Source organism: Streptomyces durocortorensis (assembly GCF_031760065.1).
Taxonomy (GTDB): domain Bacteria; phylum Actinomycetota; class Actinomycetes; order Streptomycetales; family Streptomycetaceae; genus Streptomyces.
Genome location: NZ_CP134500.1, coordinates 4,838,341 through 4,861,639, shown reverse-complemented (window position 1 = coordinate 4,861,639; position 23,299 = coordinate 4,838,341). Strand labels below are relative to the sequence as shown.

At 71.5% G+C, this 23,299-nt stretch carries 23 protein-coding genes; 10 read left to right on the top strand and 13 right to left on the bottom strand.

From position 1 onward, the window contains the following. Positions 1-17: 17 nt before the first annotated feature. The 5 genes from RI138_RS21760 to RI138_RS21740 form a co-directional block, all read right to left on the bottom strand. Positions 18-347, bottom strand: coding sequence for a TadE/TadG family type IV pilus assembly protein (locus RI138_RS21760; RefSeq protein ID WP_398863438.1), 330 nt, complete (start codon positions 345-347; stop codon positions 18-20). Between the two features lie 219 nt (positions 348-566). Continuing rightward, positions 567-1,007, bottom strand: coding sequence for a TadE family protein (locus tag RI138_RS21755; RefSeq protein ID WP_311121266.1), 441 nt, complete (start codon positions 1,005-1,007; stop codon positions 567-569). Between the two features lie 3 nt (positions 1,008-1,010). Further along, positions 1,011-2,312: an AAA family ATPase gene (locus RI138_RS21750; RefSeq protein ID WP_311121265.1), complete on the bottom strand. Its 1,302-nt coding sequence runs from the start codon at positions 2,310-2,312 to the stop codon at positions 1,011-1,013. Positions 2,313-2,319: 7 nt separating this feature from the next. Continuing rightward, positions 2,320-3,027, bottom strand: a complete 708-nt coding sequence (gene cpaB / locus RI138_RS21745; RefSeq protein ID WP_096629561.1) for a Flp pilus assembly protein CpaB — start codon at positions 3,025-3,027, stop codon at positions 2,320-2,322. A gap of 315 nt (positions 3,028-3,342) precedes the next feature. Continuing rightward, a complete protein-coding gene (locus tag RI138_RS21740; RefSeq protein WP_311121264.1) occupies positions 3,343-4,209 on the bottom strand; it encodes a hypothetical protein in 867 nt (288 codons plus the stop codon). A gap of 657 nt (positions 4,210-4,866) precedes the next feature. Here RI138_RS21740 and RI138_RS21735 point away from each other — a divergent pair. Further along, positions 4,867-6,600 (top strand): chitinase, encoded by a 1,734-nt coding sequence (locus RI138_RS21735; protein WP_311121263.1) that lies wholly within the window; start codon positions 4,867-4,869, stop codon positions 6,598-6,600. A 78-nt stretch (positions 6,601-6,678) separates the two neighbouring features. Here the strand turns inward: RI138_RS21735 and RI138_RS21730 are convergent, their stop codons facing one another. Continuing rightward, on the bottom strand, positions 6,679-7,980 hold the full coding sequence (locus tag RI138_RS21730) for an Nramp family divalent metal transporter (protein ID WP_311121262.1): 1,302 nt from the start codon (positions 7,978-7,980) through the stop codon (positions 6,679-6,681). A 42-nt stretch (positions 7,981-8,022) separates the two neighbouring features. On the opposite strand from RI138_RS21730, the gene RI138_RS21725 reads away from it, so the two are divergent. Together RI138_RS21725 and RI138_RS21720 are read left to right on the top strand one after the other, a co-directional pair. Beyond that, positions 8,023-8,166: a PIN domain-containing protein gene (locus RI138_RS21725; protein ID WP_311121261.1), complete on the top strand. Its 144-nt coding sequence runs from the start codon at positions 8,023-8,025 to the stop codon at positions 8,164-8,166. A 106-nt stretch (positions 8,167-8,272) separates the two neighbouring features. After that, complete coding sequence (locus RI138_RS21720; RefSeq protein WP_311121260.1) at positions 8,273-9,349, top strand: class I SAM-dependent methyltransferase; 1,077 nt, start codon at positions 8,273-8,275, stop codon at positions 9,347-9,349. A gap of 97 nt (positions 9,350-9,446) precedes the next feature. On the opposite strand, the gene RI138_RS21715 is transcribed toward RI138_RS21720, so the two are convergent. The 4 genes from RI138_RS21715 to RI138_RS21700 form a co-directional block, all read right to left on the bottom strand. Beyond that, on the bottom strand, positions 9,447-10,925 hold the full coding sequence (locus RI138_RS21715; protein ID WP_311122968.1) for a GntP family permease: 1,479 nt from the start codon (positions 10,923-10,925) through the stop codon (positions 9,447-9,449). 138 nt (positions 10,926-11,063) lie between these two features. After that, complete coding sequence (locus tag RI138_RS21710; protein WP_006127176.1) at positions 11,064-11,474, bottom strand: RidA family protein; 411 nt, start codon at positions 11,472-11,474, stop codon at positions 11,064-11,066. A gap of 6 nt (positions 11,475-11,480) precedes the next feature. Next, complete coding sequence (locus RI138_RS21705; protein ID WP_096629551.1) at positions 11,481-12,239, bottom strand: IclR family transcriptional regulator; 759 nt, start codon at positions 12,237-12,239, stop codon at positions 11,481-11,483. Then, positions 12,236-13,366 carry a sugar kinase gene (locus RI138_RS21700; protein WP_311121259.1) on the bottom strand — a complete coding sequence of 377 codons (1,131 nt, stop codon included), beginning with the start codon at positions 13,364-13,366 and terminating at the stop codon, positions 12,236-12,238. The genes RI138_RS21705 and RI138_RS21700 overlap by 4 nt, the downstream gene beginning before the upstream one ends. Before the next feature lie 155 nt (positions 13,367-13,521). Here RI138_RS21700 and RI138_RS21695 point away from each other — a divergent pair, with 155 nt between their 5' ends. From RI138_RS21695 to RI138_RS21685, 3 genes are all read left to right on the top strand, one after another. Continuing rightward, positions 13,522-14,826 (top strand): alanine racemase, encoded by a 1,305-nt coding sequence (locus RI138_RS21695; protein WP_398863433.1) that lies wholly within the window; start codon positions 13,522-13,524, stop codon positions 14,824-14,826. 55 nt (positions 14,827-14,881) lie between these two features. Next, positions 14,882-16,507, top strand: a complete 1,626-nt coding sequence (locus RI138_RS21690; RefSeq protein WP_311121257.1) for an N-acyl-D-amino-acid deacylase family protein — start codon at positions 14,882-14,884, stop codon at positions 16,505-16,507. A 131-nt stretch (positions 16,508-16,638) separates the two neighbouring features. After that, on the top strand, positions 16,639-17,469 hold the full coding sequence (locus RI138_RS21685) for a TetR/AcrR family transcriptional regulator (RefSeq protein WP_311121256.1): 831 nt from the start codon (positions 16,639-16,641) through the stop codon (positions 17,467-17,469). A gap of 71 nt (positions 17,470-17,540) precedes the next feature. On the opposite strand, the gene RI138_RS21680 is transcribed toward RI138_RS21685, so the two are convergent. Beyond that, positions 17,541-18,407, bottom strand: a complete 867-nt coding sequence (locus tag RI138_RS21680; protein ID WP_311121255.1) for a S1 family peptidase — start codon at positions 18,405-18,407, stop codon at positions 17,541-17,543. A gap of 108 nt (positions 18,408-18,515) precedes the next feature. Beyond that, complete coding sequence (locus RI138_RS21675; protein ID WP_311122967.1) at positions 18,516-18,929, bottom strand: winged helix-turn-helix transcriptional regulator; 414 nt, start codon at positions 18,927-18,929, stop codon at positions 18,516-18,518. Between the two features lie 98 nt (positions 18,930-19,027). Between RI138_RS21675 and RI138_RS21670 the strand changes: the two genes are divergently transcribed. Then, positions 19,028-19,846 (top strand): NAD(P)-dependent oxidoreductase, encoded by an 819-nt coding sequence (locus RI138_RS21670; RefSeq protein WP_311121254.1) that lies wholly within the window; start codon positions 19,028-19,030, stop codon positions 19,844-19,846. Positions 19,847-19,857: 11 nt separating this feature from the next. On the opposite strand, the gene RI138_RS21665 is transcribed toward RI138_RS21670, so the two are convergent. Beyond that, complete coding sequence (locus tag RI138_RS21665; protein WP_311121253.1) at positions 19,858-20,187, bottom strand: hypothetical protein; 330 nt, start codon at positions 20,185-20,187, stop codon at positions 19,858-19,860. 254 nt (positions 20,188-20,441) lie between these two features. Between RI138_RS21665 and RI138_RS21660 the strand changes: the two genes are divergently transcribed. The 3 genes from RI138_RS21660 to RI138_RS21650 all read left to right on the top strand — a co-directional run bounded on the left by RI138_RS21660 (position 20,442) and on the right by RI138_RS21650 (position 23,215). Further along, positions 20,442-21,263, top strand: a complete 822-nt coding sequence (locus RI138_RS21660; RefSeq protein ID WP_311121252.1) for an arylamine N-acetyltransferase family protein — start codon at positions 20,442-20,444, stop codon at positions 21,261-21,263. A gap of 249 nt (positions 21,264-21,512) precedes the next feature. Then, positions 21,513-22,724, top strand: coding sequence for a pyridoxal phosphate-dependent aminotransferase (locus RI138_RS21655; RefSeq protein WP_311121251.1), 1,212 nt, complete (start codon positions 21,513-21,515; stop codon positions 22,722-22,724). A gap of 83 nt (positions 22,725-22,807) precedes the next feature. Continuing rightward, positions 22,808-23,215: an SCO4983 family protein gene (locus RI138_RS21650; RefSeq protein WP_311121250.1), complete on the top strand. Its 408-nt coding sequence runs from the start codon at positions 22,808-22,810 to the stop codon at positions 23,213-23,215. Positions 23,216-23,299 lie beyond the last annotated feature (84 nt).

Genomic DNA, 23,299 nt, shown 5'->3' with positions numbered 1-23,299 from the left:
CCTCCGGCCCGCCGGTGCTACTCGCGGGGCATCGTCGAGCTGCGCTCCGCCCGCCAGTCGTCCAGCCCCGGGACGATGGAGGGGATGCGGATGCTGACCGTCGCGGTCACGTCGCTGCCGCCGCCCTCGCTGTAGCGGAAGCCGTCGCCCTTCCGCACCCAGTCGCTGACCGCGTTGCGGGCCGCGGCCTCCCCGGTGCCGTAGGCGTCGTAGCTGGCCGCCGTACGGGCTCCGGCGCGGGCCGCCGTGCCCGCCTGGTTGGCGGCGTACGCGGCCAGGCCGAGCTGGATGGCGAGCAGGGCGACGAGGAGGAGCAGCGGGAGGAAGCCCAGGTACTCCATGGCCACCTGGCCGCGGTCCCGGCGTCCGGCTTTCGTACGGGTGCGCAGGGAGCGGGGGCCGGTGGGAGTGCGAAGAGCGCGGGAGCCGGTGGGAGCGCGAAGAGCTCGGGGGCCGGTGCGAGTGCGAAGAGCTCGGGCGTCAGTGGGGTGGCGACGCGCGCGAGGGACGGTGGGGTGGCGAAGAGCACGGGCGTCGGTGCCGTCCGGGATGGTCGTCGTCATCGCTCAGTTCTCCCTCGCCGATCCGGCCTCGCCGGTGATGTGGGTGTCGAGATCGAACAGGCCGGGCACCAGCACCGGCACCTTCAGCCGCACCTTCGCCTCGTACAGGTCGCCGTTCGGGCCGCATGTCACCTCGACCGTGCTCGACCAGGCGTCGGGCAGGTCCTCCCTCGCGCCCGCATCGCAGGCGGCCCCCTGCGCGAACTCGGCACCGCTCCCCTTGCGCGCGCCCACGTCCGCCGCGTTGCCCGCGAGGCTGAACGTGTAGCCGATCAGGGCGCACTCCCAGAGCACGAGCATGATCAGGATGATGAAGGGGGTCATGCCCAGGAACTCGACGGCGGTCTGCCCCCGGTCATCCCACCGGGCCGCCCAGGTCCCCCGCCGCCCCCGGCTCCCTCGTATGCCGCTGTCCGCGTCCACTGTCGTCGTGGTGGTGGTCATCGCTCAACGTGTCCCCTCGGAGTCTGCGGGCCCGCCCCAGCGCCGGAGCGGGCGTCCGATCGAGCCGCGGTCGTTCTTGAAGGTGCCGCTGTTCCTCTTGGCCAGGGCGCTGCCGGCCTTCTTCGTCGTCGCGTTCTCCTTGACGATGCCCAATTCCCCGGCCAGCCCCCAGAGTGCCTGCTTCACGGTGCTCTTGGCGTCCAGTTCGTGCAGGCGTCCGGCGTCGACGCAGGCCTGGAGCTCCTTGAAGTTGGCGGGGACCGCCGCCGAGGCGACCCGGGTGCCGGTGATCTTCTGGATCAGGGGCGGCTGGATCTCGGTGTTGCGGGTGAAGCGGTTGACGAGGGTGACGGTCTCCTCCGCCTTGCGGATCTGGAGCCGTTCCCACATCCGTACGATGCGTTTCGCGCCGCGCACCGCGACCACGTCGGGGGTCGTGACCAGCAGGGCCACGTCCGCCATCTCGATGGCCGCCGCGTTGGCCCCGTTCATCTGGCCGCCGCAGTCGATGACGACGATCTCGTAGCGGGAGCGGAGCGCGCTGACGATCTGGCGGGCCGAGCGGTCGGTGACCTCCTCGCCTCGTTCGCCCTCGCCGGGGGCGAGCAGCAGGGCGAGTCCGGTGGAGTGGGAGAACACGGCGTCGGACAGCACCCGGGGCGAGATGTCGGTGATCAGGGCGAGGTCGACCAGGGAGCGCCGGAACTGGACGTCGAGGAACGAGGCGATGTCCCCGGTCTGGAGGTCCATGTCGACAAGAGCCACCGAGTTGCCGGACGCCTGGGCGGCCAGGGCGAGTTGGATGGCCGTGACGGTCGTGCCGACGCCGCCCTTGGCACCGGTGACCGTGACCACCGTGCCGCCGGGGCCGGTGAAGACGTCGTTGCCGGAGGAGAGGTGGCGGCGGACCCCGGTCGACCACTGGGCGGCCGCCTGCACCCGGTTGGCCAGCTCCTCGTAGCTCAGCGGCAGGGTGACCAGGCCGCGCGCACCGGAGTCCATCGCGGCGGCGAAGAGGCCGGGGCTCGCGTCGGCCGTGATCATGACGACGCCGACGGAGGGGAACCGCAGGGACACCTCCCGGATCAGCTCCAGGGCCGGGACCGGGCCGATCCGCTCGTGGACGAGCACCACCTCGGGCAGCTCGTCGAGCGCCTCGCCCGCGAGGCGGGCCAGGGTGTCGATCAGCTGGGTGGAGTCGCCGACGGGGGTGGCCGGTTCGGCGTCGGGCAGCTGGCTGAGCAGCGTGGTGACGGAACGGGCCGCGTCGAGGTCACCTACGGCGGGGAGGATCCTGGTGGTCATCCGGACCTCACTTGTCCTTGTCGAGCGTGTAGGTGCGGTCGCCGGGACGGATGGTGCCGTCGCTACCGGGGGCGACGAGCGCGAGGCGCACGTGCTCCGCGAAGGACTCGGCGTAGGCGATGCGCTGGGTGTCCAGGGTGTTCAGGGCGAAGGTGATCGGCACGGCCTCGGTGGCCCGCGTCCGCCGGTCGTCCGCGCCCGGCTCCAGAGCGGTGAGCTTGCCGACGTCCAGCACCTTGGCGTTGGCCACGATGACCTTGGACTGGGCGGGGTCGCCCTGCTGTTCACCAGCGAACGTGGCGTAGACGTTGACCGTGGCGCCCGGAGTGATCTTGCCCGCGACGCCGGTGGAGGCGTCGATCATGATGGCGATCTCCTGTTCACCGGCCCTCAGTTCGGGCTTGCGCACCATCATGTCCGACTGGAGGAGGGAGCCTTCGCGGAGCTCGGTGACCGCGATCTTCGACTCGACCTCCCGCAGATCGGTCACGGCGTTCTCCGAGAGCCAGCGCTTGGGCATCTTGATCTTCTCGAACTGGCCGCTGTTCAGGGCCGTGTACGGAGCCACGCTGGTTTTCAGCTGGTACGCGGTCACCTCGGGGCCGACCTTCGAGTTGACGTCGCTGATCACCGAGAGCACGCCGGCGAAGGCCGCGAAGGCGCACAGGACCGACAGGAGCAGGAGTATCACGCCGCGGCGCTGGCGGGAGTTCATGGTCCGGACAACCTCGTTCGAATCGGGTGCGTGGGGCAGCGGACAGAGAAAGCGGGACACGGGGCACGGGACAGAGGGGCGGCGGCGGACGGGCAGGCAGTGGACGGACGGAAGCCTTGGGGTTCGCGGGCGGTGCAGCGGCGGCACGGGTGGGAGTCGGTGGCGCTGGGCGGTACGCGGGTGGCCGTCGGCGGCGAAGGGACGACGGGAGCGGTGCACCCGGGGACGGCAGGAGCGGGAAGGGGGCGGGGAGCTGAGCGGGGGGGGCCAGGCGGGAAGCCCGGGGCCGGGTGGCCCAGGGCCTGAGCGGTGGAGCTAGGGGCCCGCCGACGCGTCGGCCCCATGGTGGAGGACACCGCCAAAGGCCGTCCGGTTCTCCGGGAGCGCGAGCGGTGCGGAGCAGAATGCGCAGCGGTCGCCGATGAGTTCCATGGCGCACCAGTGGCACTTCTCCCGGCGTACGGAGGAGACCAGCTGGTAGAGCACGGAGAGGTCCGGGAGGTAGGCGGTGAACTCCACCAGTTTTCCGGTGCCCCACCAGCGCGGCGAGTCGGCGGGAACCGCCGTGTCGTGCAGGGCCTGGACCTTCCAGGCGGGCGCGAGGGTCTCCTGCACCCAGTCCGACTGCAAGTTCCCTTTGGCCAGCAGAAGATGTGTGCCGAATTCCGGTCCGGCCAGCGGTTCTGCGGCCGGGCCGACTTTCACGAGCTGCGGTTCGGGACCGGCGAGCACGGCGAACTGGGAGCCGGGAACCCAGGACTTGGCGTGACTCTTGAGGCTGACCGGGACCCGGTCGAGCCGGGCGACCGAGTTGAGAAGGGCGCCCGCGTAGATGTAGTGCGAGAGCAGCCGGGCCGCGGAGGCGACCACTCCGGGGCTGAAGTCGCAGATGGACAACTGCCGGAGCTGGCGCACCAGTACGGCGACGCCGAGGGGCGGGAGGTCCACCTTGACGAGGGCGATCCGGTCGCTCTCCAGGACCGAGCGGATGGAGTGCAGGCGCCGCTCATGCTCGGGGCGGATACCCGAGGAGTAGACGGCGATCACATACCCGTGCTGTTCGAGCAACAGGTGCATGTCGCCGATCGCCAGCTCCAGGGCCTGGGCTTCGGGGGCCTGGAGCAGCGCCGCGGTCGGTGTCTGCTGATCGGTGGGCGGCAGCACCTGATCGGCACTCGTCACTGCTATTGCGGTCGGCACGCTCTTCCCCGTTTCGGCTCCGGCCGACGTCGGGACGTCGGCCGCAATCGCTCCTGCTCGTGCTCCTGCACCAGCACTTTAGCCACGTCTCACCAGGCAGAGAACAGTTATCGGAGACCAGTGCGTCATCATGCGAACACTGTTCGTACGGGGCTCGGGTGCTAAACAGGATGAAATCGATTTCACTCAACTCTCCCGACCTTGCGGAGCGTTACCAAAGCGCGTGTCCGGAATTCGATCACGTATTCATTCGCGCACGTCAGTCGTGAATCGAGGGCGCCCAGGGGCGCTGAGGGGCTTTCGCGGTTGCCGTTTCCGTCACCGTCCGAAGGCCTTCGCAAGATCACCCGTGCGGGGGGAAAGTCGCACCTGCCGAGAAGCCTCCGAGTCACCTCCGGGCAAAGAAGCCCTGCCCGAAGCCCGTCGCGGAGTCCGTCGCGGAGTCCACCCCGGGCCCGCCGCGGGCACCACCGGGGCCCCGCCCCGGGCCCACCGCGGCGGACCGTGTAGCGCCCGGACGCCGCCAGAGGTCTTGACAACTCGATTGGTCTGGACCAGCTTATGCGCCAAGCGATGGCCACACCCCAGCCGTCATCCCCGGCCGCCGCACATCCCCAACTCCCCCACCCGGAGGCACCAGTGGAACGCTCCGCAGGCAGCAGACGCAGAAGCAGAAGGCGTCACTCCCGCCCGGTCCTCAGCGGCACCATGGCCCTCATCGCGGCCGGAGCCCTGACCGTCACCGGACTCGTCAGCACCGCACAGGCCGCCGACGTCAACAACGCCAAGAACCCGGGCTTCGAGTCGGGGCTCACCAACTGGACCTGTACGGGTGGCAGCGGCACCGTCGTCTCCTCCCCCGTACGCAGCGGCACGTCCGCGCTGAAGGCCACCCCGGCCGGCCAGGACAACGCCAAGTGCACGCAGACCGTGGCGGTGCAGCCCAACTCCACGTACGCGCTGGGCTCCTGGGTCCAGGGCAGCTACGCCTACCTCGGCGTGAGCGGCACCGGCACGACGGACGTCTCCACGTGGACCCCGGGCTCCACCAGCTGGACCAAGCTGTCCACCAGTTTCACGACCGGCGCCGACACCACCTCGGTGACCGTTTACACCCACGGCTGGTACGGGCAGGACGCCTACTTCGTCGACGACTTCGAGGTGACGGGACCTGACGGCGGGGGCGGCGGCGAAGAGCCCCCGGTCGTCCCGGACACCCCCGCGGGCCTGACGGCGGGCGCCACCACGACGTCCTCCGTGGCCCTGTCCTGGAACGCGGCCCCCGGCGCCACGGGCTACAAGGTGTACAGGGACGGTGTGCAGGCCACCACCTCCACCGGGACCTCGGCGACCGTCACGGGGCTGTCCGCGGACACCGCGTACCAGTTCTCGGTGAGCGCCACCAACGCGGCCGGCGAGTCGGCCAAGTCCGCGGCCGTCAGCGCCCGTACGGCCGAGGAGGGCACGGGCCCCGGCCCCGGGCCCGCCGTGCCCAAGCACGCGGTGACCGGCTACTGGCAGAACTTCAACAACGGCGCCGCCGTCCAGAAGCTCACCGACGTCCCGGCCGACTACGACATCATCGCGGTCTCCTTCGCGGACGCCCTGCCGACGCCGGGCGCGGTCACCTTCAACCTGGACACGGCCGGGCTGAACGGCTACACCGACGCCCAGTTCCGGGCGGACATCAAGACCAAGCAGGCGCAGGGCAAGAACGTCATCATCTCGATCGGCGGCGAACTGGGCACGGTCCGGGTCGAGAACGACGCCTCCGCCACCGCGTTCGCCGACTCCGTCTACGCGCTCATGCAGGACTACGGCTTCAACGGGGTCGACATCGACCTGGAGAACGGCCTCAACGCCACCTACATGACGAAGGCGCTGCGCCAGCTGTCGGCGAAGGCGGGCAGCGGACTGGTCATCACGATGGCCCCGCAGACGCTCGACATGCAGTCGACGTCGGGTGAGTACTTCAAGACGGCCCTGAACATCAAGGACATCCTGACCGTCGTCAACATGCAGTACTACAACAGCGGTTCGATGCTGGGCTGCGACGGCAAGGTCTACCACCAGGGCTCGGTGGACTTCCTCACCGCGCTCGCCTGCATCCAGCTGGAGGGCGGCCTCGACCCGTCCCAGGTCGGCATCGGTGTCCCCGCCTCCACCCGGGGCGCGGGCAGCGGATACGTCGCCCCGTCGGTCGTGAACGCGGCGCTGGACTGCCTGACCAAGGGCACCAACTGCGGTTCCTTCAAGCCGTCCAGGACCTACCCGTCGCTGCGCGGCGCGATGACCTGGTCGACGAACTGGGACGCGACGGCCGGGTTCGCCTGGTCGAAGGCGGTCGGCCCGCACGTGCGCGGCCTGCCGTAACCTCGCGTCGAACAGCGGTCCCCGAACCCGCAGCGCCGCCGCTCCCCCGGCGGCGCTGCGGCGTTCACCGTCCGTCCGTCACCAGGGCAGGTCGCGCACCTGCTGGACGCACAGGACGACGAACAGCAGCCCGGCCAGGGCGAGCATCCCGTTACTGAGCCATCCGTTGCGCCATTCCCTCGGCGTACGGGAGGAGTTGAGCAGCCAGAGAAGGGTCAGGGCGAGGAACGGCATGAAGAACGCGCCGAGCACCCCGTAGGCGATGACCAGGCCGAACGGCTCGTCCAGCCAGAGCAGCGCCATGGGCGGGAAGGTCAGCCAGAGCAGGTACGCCCGGAACGGCAGCGACCGCTGGCGGCGGTCGGCGACGGCGGGCCCCGCGCCCTCCTCCGCCGGGGCCGCCGGGGCCCGGAACCGCTCCACGAAGTCGGCGAACATCAGGCTCACTCCGTGCCAGACGCCGATCAGCGAGGAGAACGAGGTGGCGAGGAAGCCGATCAGGAACAGCTTCGCGGTGCCCGCGCCGAACCGGTCCTCCAGCACCTTGCCCAGGTCGACCAGCCCCCGGTCGCCCGAGGTCAGCGCGATCTGCGAGGCGTGCAGCAGCTCCGCGCCCACGATGAGCATCGCGACGACGAAGACGCCGGTGGTGATGTAGGCGACCCGGTTGTCGAGCCGCATCACCTTCATCCAGGAGGAGTCGCTCCATCCCTTGGCGTTGACCCAGTAGCCGTACGCCGCCATCGTGATCGTGCCGCCGACGCCGCCGATCAGCCCGAGGGTGTAGAGGAGCGAGCCGTCGGGGAGGGCGGGCACCAGCCCGGCGAAGGAGGCCCCGACGTCCGGCACGACACGGGCGGCCACATAGACGACCACCACGAACATGATGCCGATCAGGACCGTCATGACCTTCTCGAAGACGGCGTACCGGTTGAACCAGACGAAGGTCAGCCCGATCAGGCCCGTCACGATCGCCCAGAACTTCAGCCCCGGCCCGTCCGGGAACAGGGCCACGATGGGCAGGGCGCTGGAGGACATGGCCGTCGCCCCGTAGATGAAGCCCCAGACGACGACGTAGACCGCGAAGTACACCGTGGTCCACGGGCCGAGGCTGCGCCAGCCGTCGAAGAGCGTGCGGCCGGTCGCGAGATGCCAGCGGCCCGCCGCCTCGGCCAGCGAGATCTTGACGACACAGCCGATGACCGCCGCCCACATCAGGGTGTACCCGAACTTACTGCCGGCGATCAGCGTCGCGACCAGGTCCCCGGCGCCGACACCGGTCGCCGCGACGACGATCCCCGGGCCGATGTACTTCCAGCTGGACTTACGCGGGTGGGAGGCCGGCTCCCCTGTCTCTGTGGTTGCGCTTGTCTCCGCCATGCCGATCAAGGAAGCGCAATCGGCGGGTCCGCACAAGGGGGCGTGCGGGAAGCGGGGCGGCTGCCCTCTCTGAACCGCAACCCGTTCGACCGGATACTGGTCGCCCAGGCGCAGATCGAGGGAATGACCATCGCCACCCGGGACAAGTGGATCCCGCGGTACGACCACGCGGTCATGGCCGTCTGAACGGCGTAACGTTTGCAGGGGGACCCATCGGTCGGCGGTGTGCGGCGGATACGGGGGGCAGGGACGCGATTCCGGCGGCGCGCTGCGGCCTACCGGAGGAGGCGTCATGACCCAGCAGACGATGGACCCCGTCAGGCAGGAGGAGTTCGCGGGCCGGATGGGGCAGGTGCTCAACGATGCCTGCCTGGGGTATCTGTGCAGCCTCGGGCACCGTACGCGGCTGTTCGACGTGATGGCGGAGCTGCCGCCGTCGACCAGTGAGCGGATCGCCGAGGCCTCGGGGCTGAACGAACGCTATGTACGGGAGTGGCTGGGCGGGGTGACCGTGGGCGGGATCGTCGTGTACGACCCGGCGGACCGTACGTACCGGCTGCCGCCCGAGCACGCCGCTTCCCTGTGCCGGGCCGCCGGGCCCGACAATCTGGCGTCCTTCCTCCAGGATCTCGCGCTGATCGGGCTCGTCGAGGACGAGGTGGTCACGGCGTTCCGGAAGGGGGGCGGGGTGCCGTACTCCTCGTATCCGAGGTTCCAGGAGCTCCAGGCCGAGGAGACGGCACGGGTGTACGACGCCGCCCTGGTCGACACGATCATTCCGCTGGTGCCCGGGCTGCCGGAGCGGCTGGGCTCGGGCGACGGTCTGGACGTGCTCGACATCGGTACGGGCCAGGGGCACGCCGTCAATCTCCTGGCGCGGGCGTTCCCGGCCAGCAGGTTCCGCGGGGTGGACATGTCGGAGGGCGGTATCGCGGCGGCCCGGGCCGAGGCGGAGCGGCTGGGACTGCGGAACTCACGGTTCGACCTGGCGGACGCGGCGACGGTGACCGGCCCGTACGACCTGATCACCGCCTTCGACGTGATCCACGACCTGGCCCGTCCGGCCGAGGCGCTGGCGGCCGTCGCCGGTGCGCTGCGGGATGACGGGGTGTTCCTGATGGGGGACATCGCCGCCTCCAGCAGGCTGGAGGAGAACCTCGACCACCCCTTGGGCCCCACCCTCTACACCTTCTCGGTCTTCTACTGCATGACCGTCTCGCTGGGCGAGGGCGGCGCCGGCCTGGGGACCGTATGGGGCAGGGAGACCGCGCTGAAGATGCTGGCGGAGGCGGGCTTCGGCGATGTCGAGGTACGCGAGGTGGAGGACGATGTCCTCAACGTCTACTACGTGGCACGCAAGGGGAGTTGAGGCCTGACCCGGGAGGGGTGAGGTCGCGGGCCGGCCCCGACCGCGGATCTGTCGTGGGCCTGGCGTGGGTTTGGCCTGGCCTGGGTTTGGCCTGGATCTAGATCACCAGAGTAAGCAGCGCCGCGACCACGAAGCCCGCCACCGACAGCACCGTCTCCAGCACCGTCCAGGACTTCAGGGTGTCCCGCTCGCTGATGCCGAAGTACTTCGACACCATCCAGAAGCCGCCGTCGTTGACGTGCGAGGCGAAGATCGAGCCCGCCGAGATCGCCATGATGATCAGCGCGAGGTGGGCCTGGGACAGGTCCTGACCGTCGACCAACGGGACCACGATCCCGGCGGTCGTGACGATCGCGACGGTGGCCGAGCCCTGGGCGACGCGCAGCACGACCGAGATCAGCCAGGCGAGGAGGATGACGGGGAGGCCCACGTCGTTGAAGGTGTCGGCCAGCGCGTCCGCGATTCCGCTGCCCTTGAGGACCGCGCCGAAGATGCCGCCCGCGCCGACCACCAGCAGGATGTTGCCGACGGGCTTCAGCGAGGACGTGGAGACCGATTCCAGGGACTTGCGGGACCAGCCGCGGCGGATGCCCAGCAGGTAGTACGCCAGGAACAGCGCGATCGTCAGGGCCACGAACGGGTTGCCGAAGAACTCGACGACCGAGCGGATTGTGGAGGGGTCCAGCGCGATGGAGGAGAACGTCGCGGCGAGGATCAGGACCAGCGGGGTGCCGATGATCGCGAGGACCGTGGCGAGCGGGACCGGCTTCTCGTGCGGGGTGCCGCCGGCGGCCCGCTGTTCGGCGGCGACCGCCGCCTTGGCCTCGGCGGCGGCGTCCACCATGTCCTGCGGGACCTCGACGAAGATCCGCTTCCCGATCCAGGCGGCGTACGCCCAGGCGGCGAGGACGGACGGGACGCCGACCACGACCCCCATCAGGATGACCCAGCCGAGCGAGACGTTGAAGAGTCCGGCGGCGGCTACCGGGCCGGGGTGCGGCGGCAGGAACGCGTGGGTCATCGACAGGCCCGCCAGCAGCGGCATCGCGTAGAGCAGGATCGATTTTCCGGAGCGCTTGGCGGCGGCGTACACGATCGGCGCGAGGACGAAGATGCCGACGTCGAAGAAGACCGGGATACCGAAGATGGTGCCGGTCAGGCCCATCGCGAGCGGGGCCCGCTTCTCACCGAAGAGGTTCAGCAGGCGGGCGCTCAACACCTCGGCGCCGCCGGACACTTCGAGGATCGCGCCGAGCATGGTGCCGAGCCCGATGATGATCGCGACATGGCCCAGGATGCCGCCCATGCCGGACTCGATGACCGAGACGGCGGCGGATTTCTGCACGGTTCCGAAGAGTTCGGTGACCGAGAGCCCGGCCCCGAGGCCGACGGCTATGGAGACCGCGAGCAGGGCGACGAACGGCTGGAGCCTGACCTTGATGATCAGGAAGAGGAGGAGGGCGATACCGAGGGCGGCGACGGTCAGCAGACCCGCGGTGCCGTCGATCAGGAGGAGCAGACCACCGGTGTGCGGTGGCGTCTCGGCCGGCGAGGGGCCGGCGGCGGCGAGCGACATGGGGACTCCGATGGTGCTGGAGGGCAGGGGGGAGCGCGGCACGGCGCCCCCGGGGGACGGGGCGCCGTGCCGTGCGGCGTGCTGGAGGGGTGGTGCGGGTGAGGCAAGAGGATCAGGCGTTCGGTAGGGGCGGAACGGTCAGCTGAGCACCGCGAGGGCGTCGATCTCGATGAGCAGGCCCTTCGGCAGGCCGACGTAGACCGTCGTACGGGCCGAGGGAGCCTCCTTGAGGTTCTGCTCGGCGAAGTACGCGTTGTAGATCTCGTTCATCTCCGCGAAGTGGTCCACGTCCGTGAGGTAGACGCGCATCATCATCACGTCGTCCCAGCTCGCGCCGCCCTCCTCCAGGATCGCCTTGACGTTGGCGAAGGTCTGGAGGGTCTGCTCGCGCAGGGTCGGACCGGCCGGGGTCGGGGCCTGGCCCTCCACGGCCGGGAGGAAGCCGACCTGGCCGGCGACCTGGAGGATGTTCCCCTTCTTCACGCCGTGCGAGAACTTCGCGGGCGGCGTGGTGTGGGTGGAGGGGGTGAGCGCGGTCTTCTCGGTCATGGCTGATCAGGCTTTCTTGGGTTGGGTGGTGCCGGAGTACTCCCGGCTGATCGTCTCGGCGGTGCGCCGGACCAGCGGGAGCAGGGTGAGGAGTTCCTCGGCCGTGACGACCACGTTGGGTGCGGACACCGACATGGCCGCGACGACCCGTCCGTCCGCGCCGCGGATGGGGGCGCCGACGCAGTTGATGGACTCCTCGTGGCCACCGAGGTCGGTGGCCCAGCCCTGTTCGCGGACGACGGCCAGCTCCTTGAGGAAGGCGGCCGCGTTGGGCGTCGAACGGGACGTGTACATGGGGTAGTCGAGCTTCTCGGCGATGACGCGCCGCTCGGGCTCGGCGAGGTCGGCCAGCAGCAGCTTGGCGACGGCCGCGACGGTGATCGCGACGGGCTTGCCGATCCGCGAGTACATCCGGACCGGGTAGCGGCTCTCGACCTTGTCGATGTAGAGGACTTCCTGCTCCTCGTACACGGCGAGGTGCACGGTGTGCCCGCACCGGTCGTTCAGCGCGACCAGGTGGGAGTGGGCGATCTCGCGTACGTCGAGGTTCTCCACGGCCTCCTGCGCGAGCGCGAAGAGCCGGGCGCCGAGGCGGTAGCGCTGGTCCTGCTGGCGGTAGACGAGGCCGTGCTCGTGGAGCGTACGCAGCAGGCGCAGCGCCGTGGACTTGTGGACGCCGAGCCGCTCGGCGACCTGGCCGAGGTCGGCGGGTCCCTGGGCGAGCAGGGGCAGGATGCTCAGTGCCCGGTCGACGGTCTGACTCATGGGGTGCGTACCTCCTCGGGTGCCCGGTCGGCTGCGGTCCAGCCGGGGCCGAGACGAAGTCTCCCCCAGGCCTCGTCGTCGAGGGCGGCGAGGCGGTCGGCGTGGTCGCGGGCGGGCGGGTCGGTGAGGTCGCCGGGGACGGTGAGAACGGCGGCGGCCATCAGGTGCCCGTGCCGGACCCGGTCGCGTACGGGCAGCCCGCGCAGGGTGGCGGAGAGGAACCCGGCGGCGAACGCGTCCCCGGCCCCGACGGCGGCGACGACGTCGACGCGGAGGGCGGGCACGACGGTGACGGTGTCCCCGCCCTCCCCGACGGCGCTTTCGGCCCCTCCGGAATTCTCAGCCCCTCCGGCGTTCGAGGCGCGGGGTCCGGGGCGGTGCCCCGAGAACACCGTCGCGCCCGCACTCCCGCGCTTCACCACCACCACGGACGGCTCCGGCAGCGCCGCCCGGATCGCCCCAGCGCCGACGATCCCCCACGCCTCCTCCGCCTCGTCCTCGCCCACGAACACCAGGTCGGCCCGGCGGGCCAGCTCCAGGAGGACCGAGGCGTCAGCGGTCCCGCCCCGCCACAGATGCGGCCGGTGGTTCACGTCGAAGGAGACGAGCGGGCGGTCCGCCCGGGGTGCCGTCAGGTCCCGCAGCAGCGCCAGGCAGTCGGCGGACAGCGCGGCCGTGATCCCGGACAGGTGCAGGATGCGGCCCGCGAACAGGTCCTCGTACGGCACGTTGTCCGGCGACATCGCCGATGCCGCCGATCCCGCCCGGTAGTAGGCGACCTCGTGCGCGTCGGTCCCCCGGTCCGTGGCCGTACGGAAGTAGATGCCCGTCGGGCGGACCGGGTCCCGGCGGACGGCCGAGGTGTCGACCCCGTACCCCGCGATCGTCTCGACCAGATGGTCGCCGAAGCCGTCCGCCCCTACCCGGCCGACCCAGGCCGCCCGGTGCCCGGCGGCGGCGAGCGCGCAGGCCACGTTGGACTCGGCACCCCCGATCCCGCGTCCGAAGGAGGGCACGTCGGCGAGGCGGCCGGGCCGCGAGGGCAGGAACGTCACCATGGACTCACCGAGACAGACGGCATCGGTGGTCGTGGCGGCGCTGGCCGTCCCTGCTGCGGGTCCGGACACGGAAGGCTCCTCGCTGATCGGCGTGCGGGCCGGTGGACACCATCGACCGGGCATCTGGTCACCATTGACCCGGCGTCGGCTCGGATGTTAGACAGCGTTAAGCGATATACGCAATGGGTGTTGCATATGTTGCAACGAACTTCGAGGAGCTTCCCTTGACAGCCGAACGCCCCACCGCACCCCGTCCCGGCGATCTCGCCGCCGGCCTCGCCGACGAGCGCGTCGACCACCGCTTCAAGGCCCTGCCGCCGGACGCGGACGGCCTCACCGTCGGGGCCCTGGCCGCCGAGCGCCGCAACCTCTTCACCGGCGGGTTCACCACCCCCGTACTCGCCCTGTCCGCCGAGTCGGTCGAGCACAACCTCGCGCTCCTGGAGACGTACGCCGAGCGGCACGGCCTCGCGTTCGCCCCGCACGGCAAGACGTCCATGTCGCCGCAGCTCTTCGCGGACCAGCTGAAGCGTGGCGCGTGGGGCATCACGGCCGCCGTGCCGCACCAGGCGCGGGTCTACCGGGCGTACGGTATCGGGCGGATCTTCCTCGCGAACGAGCTGGTCGACGCCGTGGCCCTGCGCTGGCTGGCCGCCGAGATGACGGCCGACCCGGAGTTCCGCTTCATCTGCTACGTCGACTCCGTGCGCGGCGTCGAACTGATGGAGGCGGCCCTGAGCGCGGCGGGCGCCACCCGCCCGGTCGACGTGGTCGTGGAACTGGGCGCGGGCGAGGGCGCGCGCACCGGGGCCCGTACGGAGGCCGACTGCACGGCGGTGGCCGACGCGGTGGCGGCGGCCGGATCGCTGCGCCTGGTGGGGGTCGCCGGGTACGAGGGCGAGGTGCCGGAAGCGGACCCCGAGCGGGTGGGGGCGTGGCTGCGGCGGCTCGTCGCGCTGGCGGCCGCCTTCGACGGCGAGAAGCGGTTCGCCGGAGCCGACGGGATCGTCATCAGCGCGGGCGGCAGCGCCTGGTTCGACGCGGTCGCGGAGGTCTTCGCAGACGTCCCCGAACTCAGCCTGCCCGTACTCAAGTTGCTCCGCTCCGGTGCGTACGTCTCACACGACGACGGGCACTACAAGCACCTCACCCCGTTCAACCGGGTGCCCGAGGAGGGCGCGCTGGAGCCCGCCTTCCGCCTCTGGGCGCAGGTCGTCTCCCGCCCGACCGGTGAGCAGGCGTTCCTGAACGCGGGCAAGCGGGACGCGGCGTACGACCTGGATCTGCCCGAGGCGCAGGTGGTCCGCTCCGGCCGGGACGGTTCGGTCCGGCCCGCCACCGGGATCACGGTCACCGGACTCTCCGACCAGCACGCCTGGGTGCGCACGGAGGAGGGGGCCGAGCTGGAGGTGGGCGACTGGGTCGGCATGGGCCTCTCGCACCCCTGCACCAGCTTCGACAAGTGGCAGCTGATCCCGCTGGTGGAGGCGGACGGCACGGTCGCCGACTACATCCGCACGTTCTTCTGAGCCGTAAGCGCTTCTGAGCCGTACGCGAAGAGACAACGCACCCGAAAGGTGACCCATGGACCTGGTCCTGCGTGACGCGCTCGTCGTCGACGGCACCGGCGCCCCCTCGTACCGTGCCGATGTGGCCCTCGACGGCGGCCGGATAGCCGAGATCCACCGCGAGGGCTCCCCCGGCCCCCGCCCCACCGCCACCCGGGTACTCGACGCGGACGGGCTCGCCCTCGCCCCCGGCTTCATCGACATGCACGCCCACAGCGACCTGGCACTGCTGCGCGACCCGGACCACAGCGCGAAGGCGGCACAGGGCGTCACCCTCGAAGTGCTGGGCCAGGACGGCCTGTCGTACGCCCCCGTCGACGACCGTACGCTCGCCGAGGTCCGCCGCTCCATCACCGGCTGGAACGGCGACGGCTCCGGCATCGACTTCGACTGGCGTACGGTCGGCGGCTATCTGGACCGCCTGGACCGCAACTTCGGCGGGCAGGGCATCGCGGTGAACGCCGCCTACCTCATCCCGCAGGGCACGGTCCGGATGTACGCGGTCGGCTGGGACGACCGCCCGGCCACCGGCGCCGAACTGACCCGGATGCGGGAGCTGGTGGACCAGGGCATGCGCGAGGGCGCGGTCGGCATGTCCTCCGGTCTGACCTACACGCCGGGGATGTACGCGGACGACGCCGAACTCACCGAGCTGTGCCGGGTGGTGGCACGCCACGGCGGCTACTACTGCCCGCACCACCGCAGCTATGGGGCGGGCGCGCTGGAGGCGTACGAGGAGATGGTGCGGCTGGCGCACGACGCGGGCTGCGCGCTCCATCTCGCCCACGCCACCATGAACTTCGGCGTCAACAAGGGCAAGGCTCCCGACCTCCTCGCCCTGCTCGACGGCGCGCTCGCCGCCGGGGCCGACATCTCGCTCGACACCTACCCGTACACCCCGGGCTGCACCACGCTCGTGGCGATGCTGCCGAGCTGGGCGAGCGAGGGCGGCCCGGAGTCGGTCCTGACGCGGCTCGCGGACGCGGAGAGCGCGGAGAGGATCCGCCACCACCTCGAAGTACTGGGCTCGGACGGCTGCCACGGTGTGCCGATCGAGTGGGACACCATCGAGATCTCCGGCGTCGGCGCCCCGCATCTCGGCGAGTACGTGGGCCGTACGGTCGCGGAGTCGGCGGCGCTGCGGGGCGAGGAGCCCTGGGTGACCGCGCGGCGGCTGCTCACCGAGGACCGGCTCGGGACGACGATCCTCCAGCACGTGGGCCATGAGGAGAACGTCCGGCAGATCATGGGCCACCCGGTGCACACCGGCGGCAGCGACGGCATCCTCCAGGGCGACAAGCCGCACCCGCGCGCGTACGGCACGTTCCCGCAGTATCTGGGTCGGTACGCGCGGGAGTTGGGCATCCTCTCACTGGAGGAGTGCGTCGCCCATCTGACCTCGCGCCCGGCCGCCCGCCTGCGGCTCGCGGACCGGGGCCTGGTGCGCGAGGGCTACCGCGCGGACCTGGTGCTCTTCGACCCGGAGACCGTGGCGGCGGGCTCGACCTTCGAGGAGCCGCGCACGCTGCCGGTGGGCATCCCGCACGTACTGGTCGACGGCCGGTTCGTCATCGAGGACGGCAAGCGGACGTCGGTGCTGGCGGGGCGGGCGGTCCGGGGCGCGGGGGCGACAGCGACCTGACCGCGCCCCCTCACCCGGAGTCGGCGGCGGGCGGCAGCTCCCGGCCCAGGACGGCGCGCCCCTCCCCACTGATACCTTACGACGTAATGAGTTATCCGTCGGGTGTTGCTTCACGACGTAAGGAGTCGCACGTGGTGGTCTTCGCGGGGCAGGGCGACCCCCGCAGTTCCCTCTCCCTCCTGTGGCGCGCGGACGCCCCGCGGCCGACGCGCGGCGGCCCGGGGCCGAAGCCGAGGCTGAGCGTGGACGCGATCGTGGCGGCCGCCGTCGCGCTCGCGGACGAGGAGGGGATGGGGGCCCTGTCGATGCGCGCGGTCGGCGACCGCCTCGGGCGCACGGCGATGGCGCTCTACACGTACGTCCCCGGCAAGAGCGAGCTGGTGGACCTGATGTACGACTCGGTGCACGCCGAACTCCCGTCCCACTACCCGGAGCCGGAGGAGTCGGACGACGGCTGGCGGGCGGGGCTGACCGTCTGGGCGGGAGACCTCCTGGAGTTCTACGTCCGCCATCCCTGGGTGCTCCAGGTCTCGCAGGCGCGGCCGGTGCTGGGGCCGCACGAGTACGCGGGCCTGGACACGCTGATCACCCTGTTGCGGGCGACGGGGCTGACGGCCGGGGCGGTACGGCGGCTGGTGGGGACCCTGTTCCCGTTCGTCCGGGGCTCGGCGCAGACGGTGGCCGATGCCCGGCTGGCCGCGGCGGCGACCGGGAGCTCCGACGCGGAGTGGTGGGCGGCGCGCTCGGCGGCGCTGACGGAGCTGGTCCCCGACTTCGCGGAGCGCTTTCCCGCCGTGAGCCGCCTGGAGGCGGAGGGGGCGGTGGAGCCGTATCCGGACCCGGGCCTGGAGGAGGGCGCGGAGGCGGTGCCGTATCCGGAGCGGGAGGCTCGGGAGACGTTCCGGGCGGGGCTCGGGGTGCTGCTGGACGGGATCGAGGCGGCGCGCGCCCGGCGACCCTGAGGGTGGCCGGGCCCGCCCGGCGCGCGCCCGGGATCACGCACGTACGACCAGGACTACGGCTACGGCTACGGCTACGGCTTGGGCAGCGCACAGCCCGCGCGGTCCAGGTCGATCTTGTTGCCGGTGCCGATGCACGGGACCATGTTGTACGTCTGCTGCGCGTAGTTGATGCCCTCGCGGACGGTCACCTCGCCGTGCTCGTCGACCTCGCACGGGTTGTTGACCGTGCACTCCCGGCCGCTCTCGTTACCGGTGTTGTTGACGGCGACCACCTTGCCGGTGGCGTCGTCTATCACCGGCGAGCCGGACGTACCGCCGATCGTCCGGCACTCCGGGGTGTAGCGGACCGAGTCCTTCCAGGTCCACCGGCCCTCCTTGAGCCGGTGGACGAAGCCGTCGATGTCGCAGCTGTAGGTGCGCTTCCAGTAGCCGGAGGCGACCGTGATGGCGGTGCCCGCCACCGGGTGGGCGGTCTCCAGCTCCAGCGCCCGGATGCCGTAGCGATCCGCGATCTGCCGGTAGGTGCTGGTGAGTTCGTAGAGCGAGAGATCGGTGTCGGTCATGGTGCCGTACGCGATCTTGCTCGCCTTCAGAGTGCCGACACCTCTGCCCGAGGCGTTGAGCAGGGTGAACGTCCGGGAGGACGGCTGGTCGACGACGACCTCGCCGGGGCCCGGGAAGCCGGACTCCATGCAGTGCCCGTTGGAGAGCACGAGGGCGGGGTCCGTGGGGGCGGAGTCCGGCGAACGGACCACGGAGCCGGAACAGTTGCTGAGCGCGACGGTCCCGGCGAAGGTCACGGCCTTCGGGCCGGGGCCTGCCTGGGGCGCGTCTTCCCGGACCTGTGTCCGCGGTGCGGGTTCGGCCGCGACGGCGGGCGCGACACCCGCCCCCAGGAGCAGGGCAGCGAGAAACGCACCGACGAGAGGCTTGTTCATGTGGGGGTCCCCTCCAGTGATGCCAAGGGCCGGAGATCTTCCGGCTTTTGACATGCGCATGCTGGCGCAGATGTCGGGGCATCACAAGGGGGCGATTCCGGCCGAAGCCTAGGCCGAGGCAGCGGCCGTGACCGTGGCTGCCGCTGTGGCCGTGACCGTTGCTGCGGCTGCGGCCGTGTCCGTGCCCTCGCCCCCTCCGCGGTGGATGTGGTCGCGCCCCCACTCACCCAGCGGTTCCAGCGCCGCGTTCAGCGAGAAGCCCAGCGGCGTGAGCGAATACTCCACGCGCGGGGGCACTTCCGCGAACACCTCTCGGTGCACGATGCCGTCGTCCTCCAGCTCCCTGAGCTGGGAGCTGAGCACCTTCTCGGTCACCCCGGGCACGGCCCGGCGCAACTCGCCGAAGCGGCACGTCTTCTCGTTCAGCGCCCACAGGATGAGCACCTTCCACTTGCCGCCGATCACGTCCATCGCCGCGTCGATCCCGCAGACGAAAGCCCCCGGCCTCCGTACGATCCGCATCCTCCACCCCTCCGCCACCTGGTCGCTCACCGCGAGGTAACCACCCACTCGGAAGTGCGTACTTGTTGCCCCCGGCGCCTTCGGCCAGCCTAGTCGGCATGCCTGACAACACCACTGCTTCCACCTCTCCCGCCCCTCTCACGCTGCTCGGCCTCGGCTCGATGGGCGCCGCGTTCGCCCGTACCTGGCTCGCCGCCGGCCACCCCCTGACCGTCTGGAACCGCAGCCCCGGCCGGACCGCCGAACTCGCCGCCGCGGGCGCGCGGGTGGCCGCCACGGCGGCCGAGGCGGTGGCCGCGAGCCCGCTCGTCGTCGCCTGCCTCATGGACGACGCCTCGGTCCGTGAGGCGCTGGCCGACGCGGACCTCACGGGCAAGGACCTGGTCGACCTCACCACCTCCACCCCGGGCGAGTCGCGCGCCCGTGCGACCTGGGCCGAGGGGCGCGGCGCACGCTTCCTGGACGGCGGGATCATGGCCGTGCCCCCGATGGTCGGCGTGCCGGAGTCCGGCGCCTATGTCTTCTACAGCGGTTCGCAGGAGGTCTTCGACGCCCATCGCGAGACGCTGACCGTACCGACGGACGCCCGGTTCGTCGGCGGCGAACCCGGGGCCGCCGCACTGCACGACGTGGCCCTGCTCAGCGCGATGACCGCGATGTTCGCCGGGGCCCGGCACGCGTTCGCGCTGGTGGAGAACGCGGGGATCGACCGGAAGGAGTTCGGCGCGCTGCTGGCGGGCTGGCTCACGGCGATGGCCCCGCACACCGCGCTGTTCGGCGAGGACGTGCCGCCCGAGGACGCGACCAGCCCGGCCGTGGTGGCGGCGGGCGACGCGGCGCTGCTGCGTACGGCCCGGGAGCAGGGCGTGGACACGGCGTTGCTGATCGCGGCGGCCGGCGCGGTGAACGGGGTCTGACGGCCGCCGGGTCAGGCCTTCGCCGCCGCGGCCTCCTTCGCGTACGTCACGGCCTGGAGCAGGGTCAGCCCCGGTTCGGCCCGGCGCAGGATCTTGATGGCCTCGACGGAGTCGGCAGGCCCCTCGTGCCCGGCCTCGGTCAGCCGCCGTCGCACCCAGCGGCCGCGCAGCTCCTCGTCCGGACGCTCGGCCGCGTCCTCGGCCAGGGCGAGGGCGCGTTCCAGGCCGGGCCGCTCGGCCTCCGTCGCGGTCTCCAGCGCACGGCGGAGCGCGGTGACGACATCGGGGGCGTCGCGGAGGACGTGTACGGCGAGGGGCTGGGGCTTGCGGAACAGGCTCATGGAACCACCGTTCCCCGGGCGGGTCCGGTCCGCACCGGAGTTGAGCAAGATCTGAGCCCGCCGCGCGACAGGCCCCGGAACGCCGCCCGCCGGGCGACGGAACCGCCGGGGCTCCCGGCGCCCGGGGCCGGCCCAGCATCCCGGCCCAACGTCCTGGCCCAGCCTCTCGGCCCGAGGTCCCGGTCCCCGCGGCCGGGCGTGTGTCGGTCCGCAGGCCGAGGTGCCACACCGCCCCGGCTGCGTACGGTCGACCCATGACACTCGACCTCGACGCCTACCTCGCCCGCATCGGCTGGACCGGTGAGCCCGGGGATCTCCGTCCCACTCCGGAAGTACTGCGGTCCCTGCACCACGCCCATCTGCTGGGCATCCCGTTCGAGAACCTGGAGCCCGTGCTCGGCTCAGCGCCCTCGCTGGCGCTCGACGACCTGGAGGCGAAGCTGGTCCGCAGCGAGCGCGGCGGGTACTGCTACGAGCACAACACCCTCTTCTCCGCCGTACTGAAGCGGATCGGCTTCGGCGTGACGCCGCTGACCGCCCGGGTGCTGCTGGGCGCCGCGCCGGGCGACATCCGGCCCCGCACCCACATGCTGATGCGGGTGGACGTGCCCGGTGCGCCGCGGCCGTATCTGGCGGACGTCGGCTTCGGCGTGGTCGGGGCCCTGCTGGAGCCGATCGAGCTGGTGGAGGGCGCCGAGCTGTCCGTCGCCCCGCGCCACCACCGGCTGGTCCACGCCCCGCACGACGGCCCGCTGCCCATGTGGGAGCTCCAGGCGGAGAAGGACGGCTTCTGGGAGGCGCAGTACGCGTTCACCCTGGAGCCGTTCGAGGCGCCGGACTACGAGGTGATCAACTGGCACATCGCGACGCACCCGCGCTCACCGTTCCGCCAGGCGGTGTACGCGAACCGCACCCGGCCCGGCTCGCACCTGGCGCTGTCGGGGCTCGCCCTGGTGGAGACGGCCGACGACGGCACGGTCGGGGAGCGGCAGCTGAAGGACGGGGCCGAGGCGCTGCGCGTCCTGGCGGACGACTTCGGCGTACGGCTCCCGGAGGGGACCCGGCTGCCGGAGTGACCCCCTCCGGCCGCCCGGCCGGGGCCCGCCCGCCCCGGGGCCGCCGGACCCGCGTGGCGCATCTCACCCGCCCCGGCCGCCCACGCCCCATTCCAAGCCGCGACCCCGCCGCGACCGGGCGATCCCACGGCCCGGAGCGGTGGCGGGCATAGCGATGGAAGACGGACCGGGGCCGCGCGGCGCCCCGGAGGACGTACAGCCGGAGCAATCCCCGCGCACCGCGCGAAACGCGGCCGTAAGCTCGCGGACATGCAGGTCATCCAGTCCACGAAGCTCGCCAATGTCTGTTATGAGATCCGGGGCCCCGTGCTGGAGGAGGCGATGCGGCTGGAAGCGGCCGGTCACCGCATCCTCAAGCTCAACACGGGCAACCCCGCCGCGTTCGGGTTCGAGTGCCCGCCGGAGATCCTGGAAGACATCCTGCGCAACCTCGCGGGCGCGCACGGCTACGGCGACGCGAAGGGCCTGCTGTCCGCGCGCCGCGCGGTGATGCAGCACTACCAGACCAAGGGCATCGACCTCGATGTCGAGGACATCTACCTCGGCAACGGCGTCTCCGAGCTGATTCAGATGTCGATGCAGGCGCTGCTCGACGACGGCGACGAGGTGCTCGTACCGGCCCCCGACTATCCCCTGTGGACCGCCTCGGTCTCCCTGGCGGGCGGGACGGCCGTGCACTACCGGTGCGACGAGCAGGCCGACTGGATGCCGGACCTGGCCGACATCGAGCGGAAGATCACCGACCGCACCAAGGCCCTGGTGATCATCAACCCGAACAACCCCACCGGCGCGGTGTACGACGACGAGATGCTGCGCGGTCTCACCGAGATCGCCCGGCGGCACAACCTCATCGTGTGCTCCGACGAGATCTACGACCGCATCCTCTACGACGGCGCGACGCACACCCCGACGGCGACGCTGGCCCCGGACCTGATGGTGCTGACCTTCAACGGTCTTTCGAAGAACTACCGGGTGGCGGGCTACCGCTCCGGGTGGCTGGCCGTCTGCGGCCCGAAGGCGCACGCCACCTCGTACATCGAGGGGCTGACGATCCTCGCCAACATGCGGCTCTGCGCCAACATGCCCTCGCAGCACGCCGTGGCCACCGCTCTCGGCGGGCGCCAGTCCATCGAGGACCTGGTGCTGCCGGGCGGCCGGATCCTGGAGCAGCGGGACGTGGCGTACGACCTGCTGACCTCGATCCCCGGCGTGACCTGCGTGAAGCCGAAGGGGGCGCTGTACCTCTTCCCCCGGCTCGACCCCAGGGTCTACAAGATCAAGGACGACCGGCAGATGGTCCTGGACCTGCTGCGGGCCGAGAAGATCATGGTCGTACAGGGCACCGGCTTCAACTGGCCCGAGCCCGATCACTTCCGGATCGTCACGCTGCCGACGGCCGAGGACCTGACCGACGCCGTGACCAGGATCGGCACCTTCCTGGACGGTTACGGACAGCCGTAGCGCGATCACTCTCCCGGACCGCACACAACTTTAGACTCATTCCAAGGTAGGATGGTCCCTACGCACCACCGGGAGGCCATCTCATGTACGAGCCGATCCGCAGCCCTTCGGTCCACACGCCGACCGACGGCGCGGACTTTCCGCACCGCAGCCGCGAGGAGGAGCTGGACATCCAGCTCGCCGGACATCTCGCCGCGCTCCTCGCGGTCACGGACGAGCTGGGGCTCGCCGAGGCGGGCGACCGCATCGCCGAGCAGGTGGCCCGGCTGCGCGGCGCCCCGCCGGCCCGGCACGCCGGGCTGACCGACGCCGCCCCCGCCGACCTCCACCGCCGCGCCCACGCCCTCGCGGGCCGCGCGCTGGTCGTGGCCGCGTCGCGCGCGGACACGACCGCCGCCATCCTCGCCGCCGAGCGGATGGACGCCCACACCGCGGCTCTCGCCGCCACCGCCGGGCCCGCCCCCTCGGGGCAGCTGGTCGGCGCCCACTGACGGCCCCGGTCCGCGTGCCGCGAAGGCGCGCGGACCGGGTGCCACACCGGTCACCGCAGGGCCCGTGCCGGGCGCCGCCGCGGT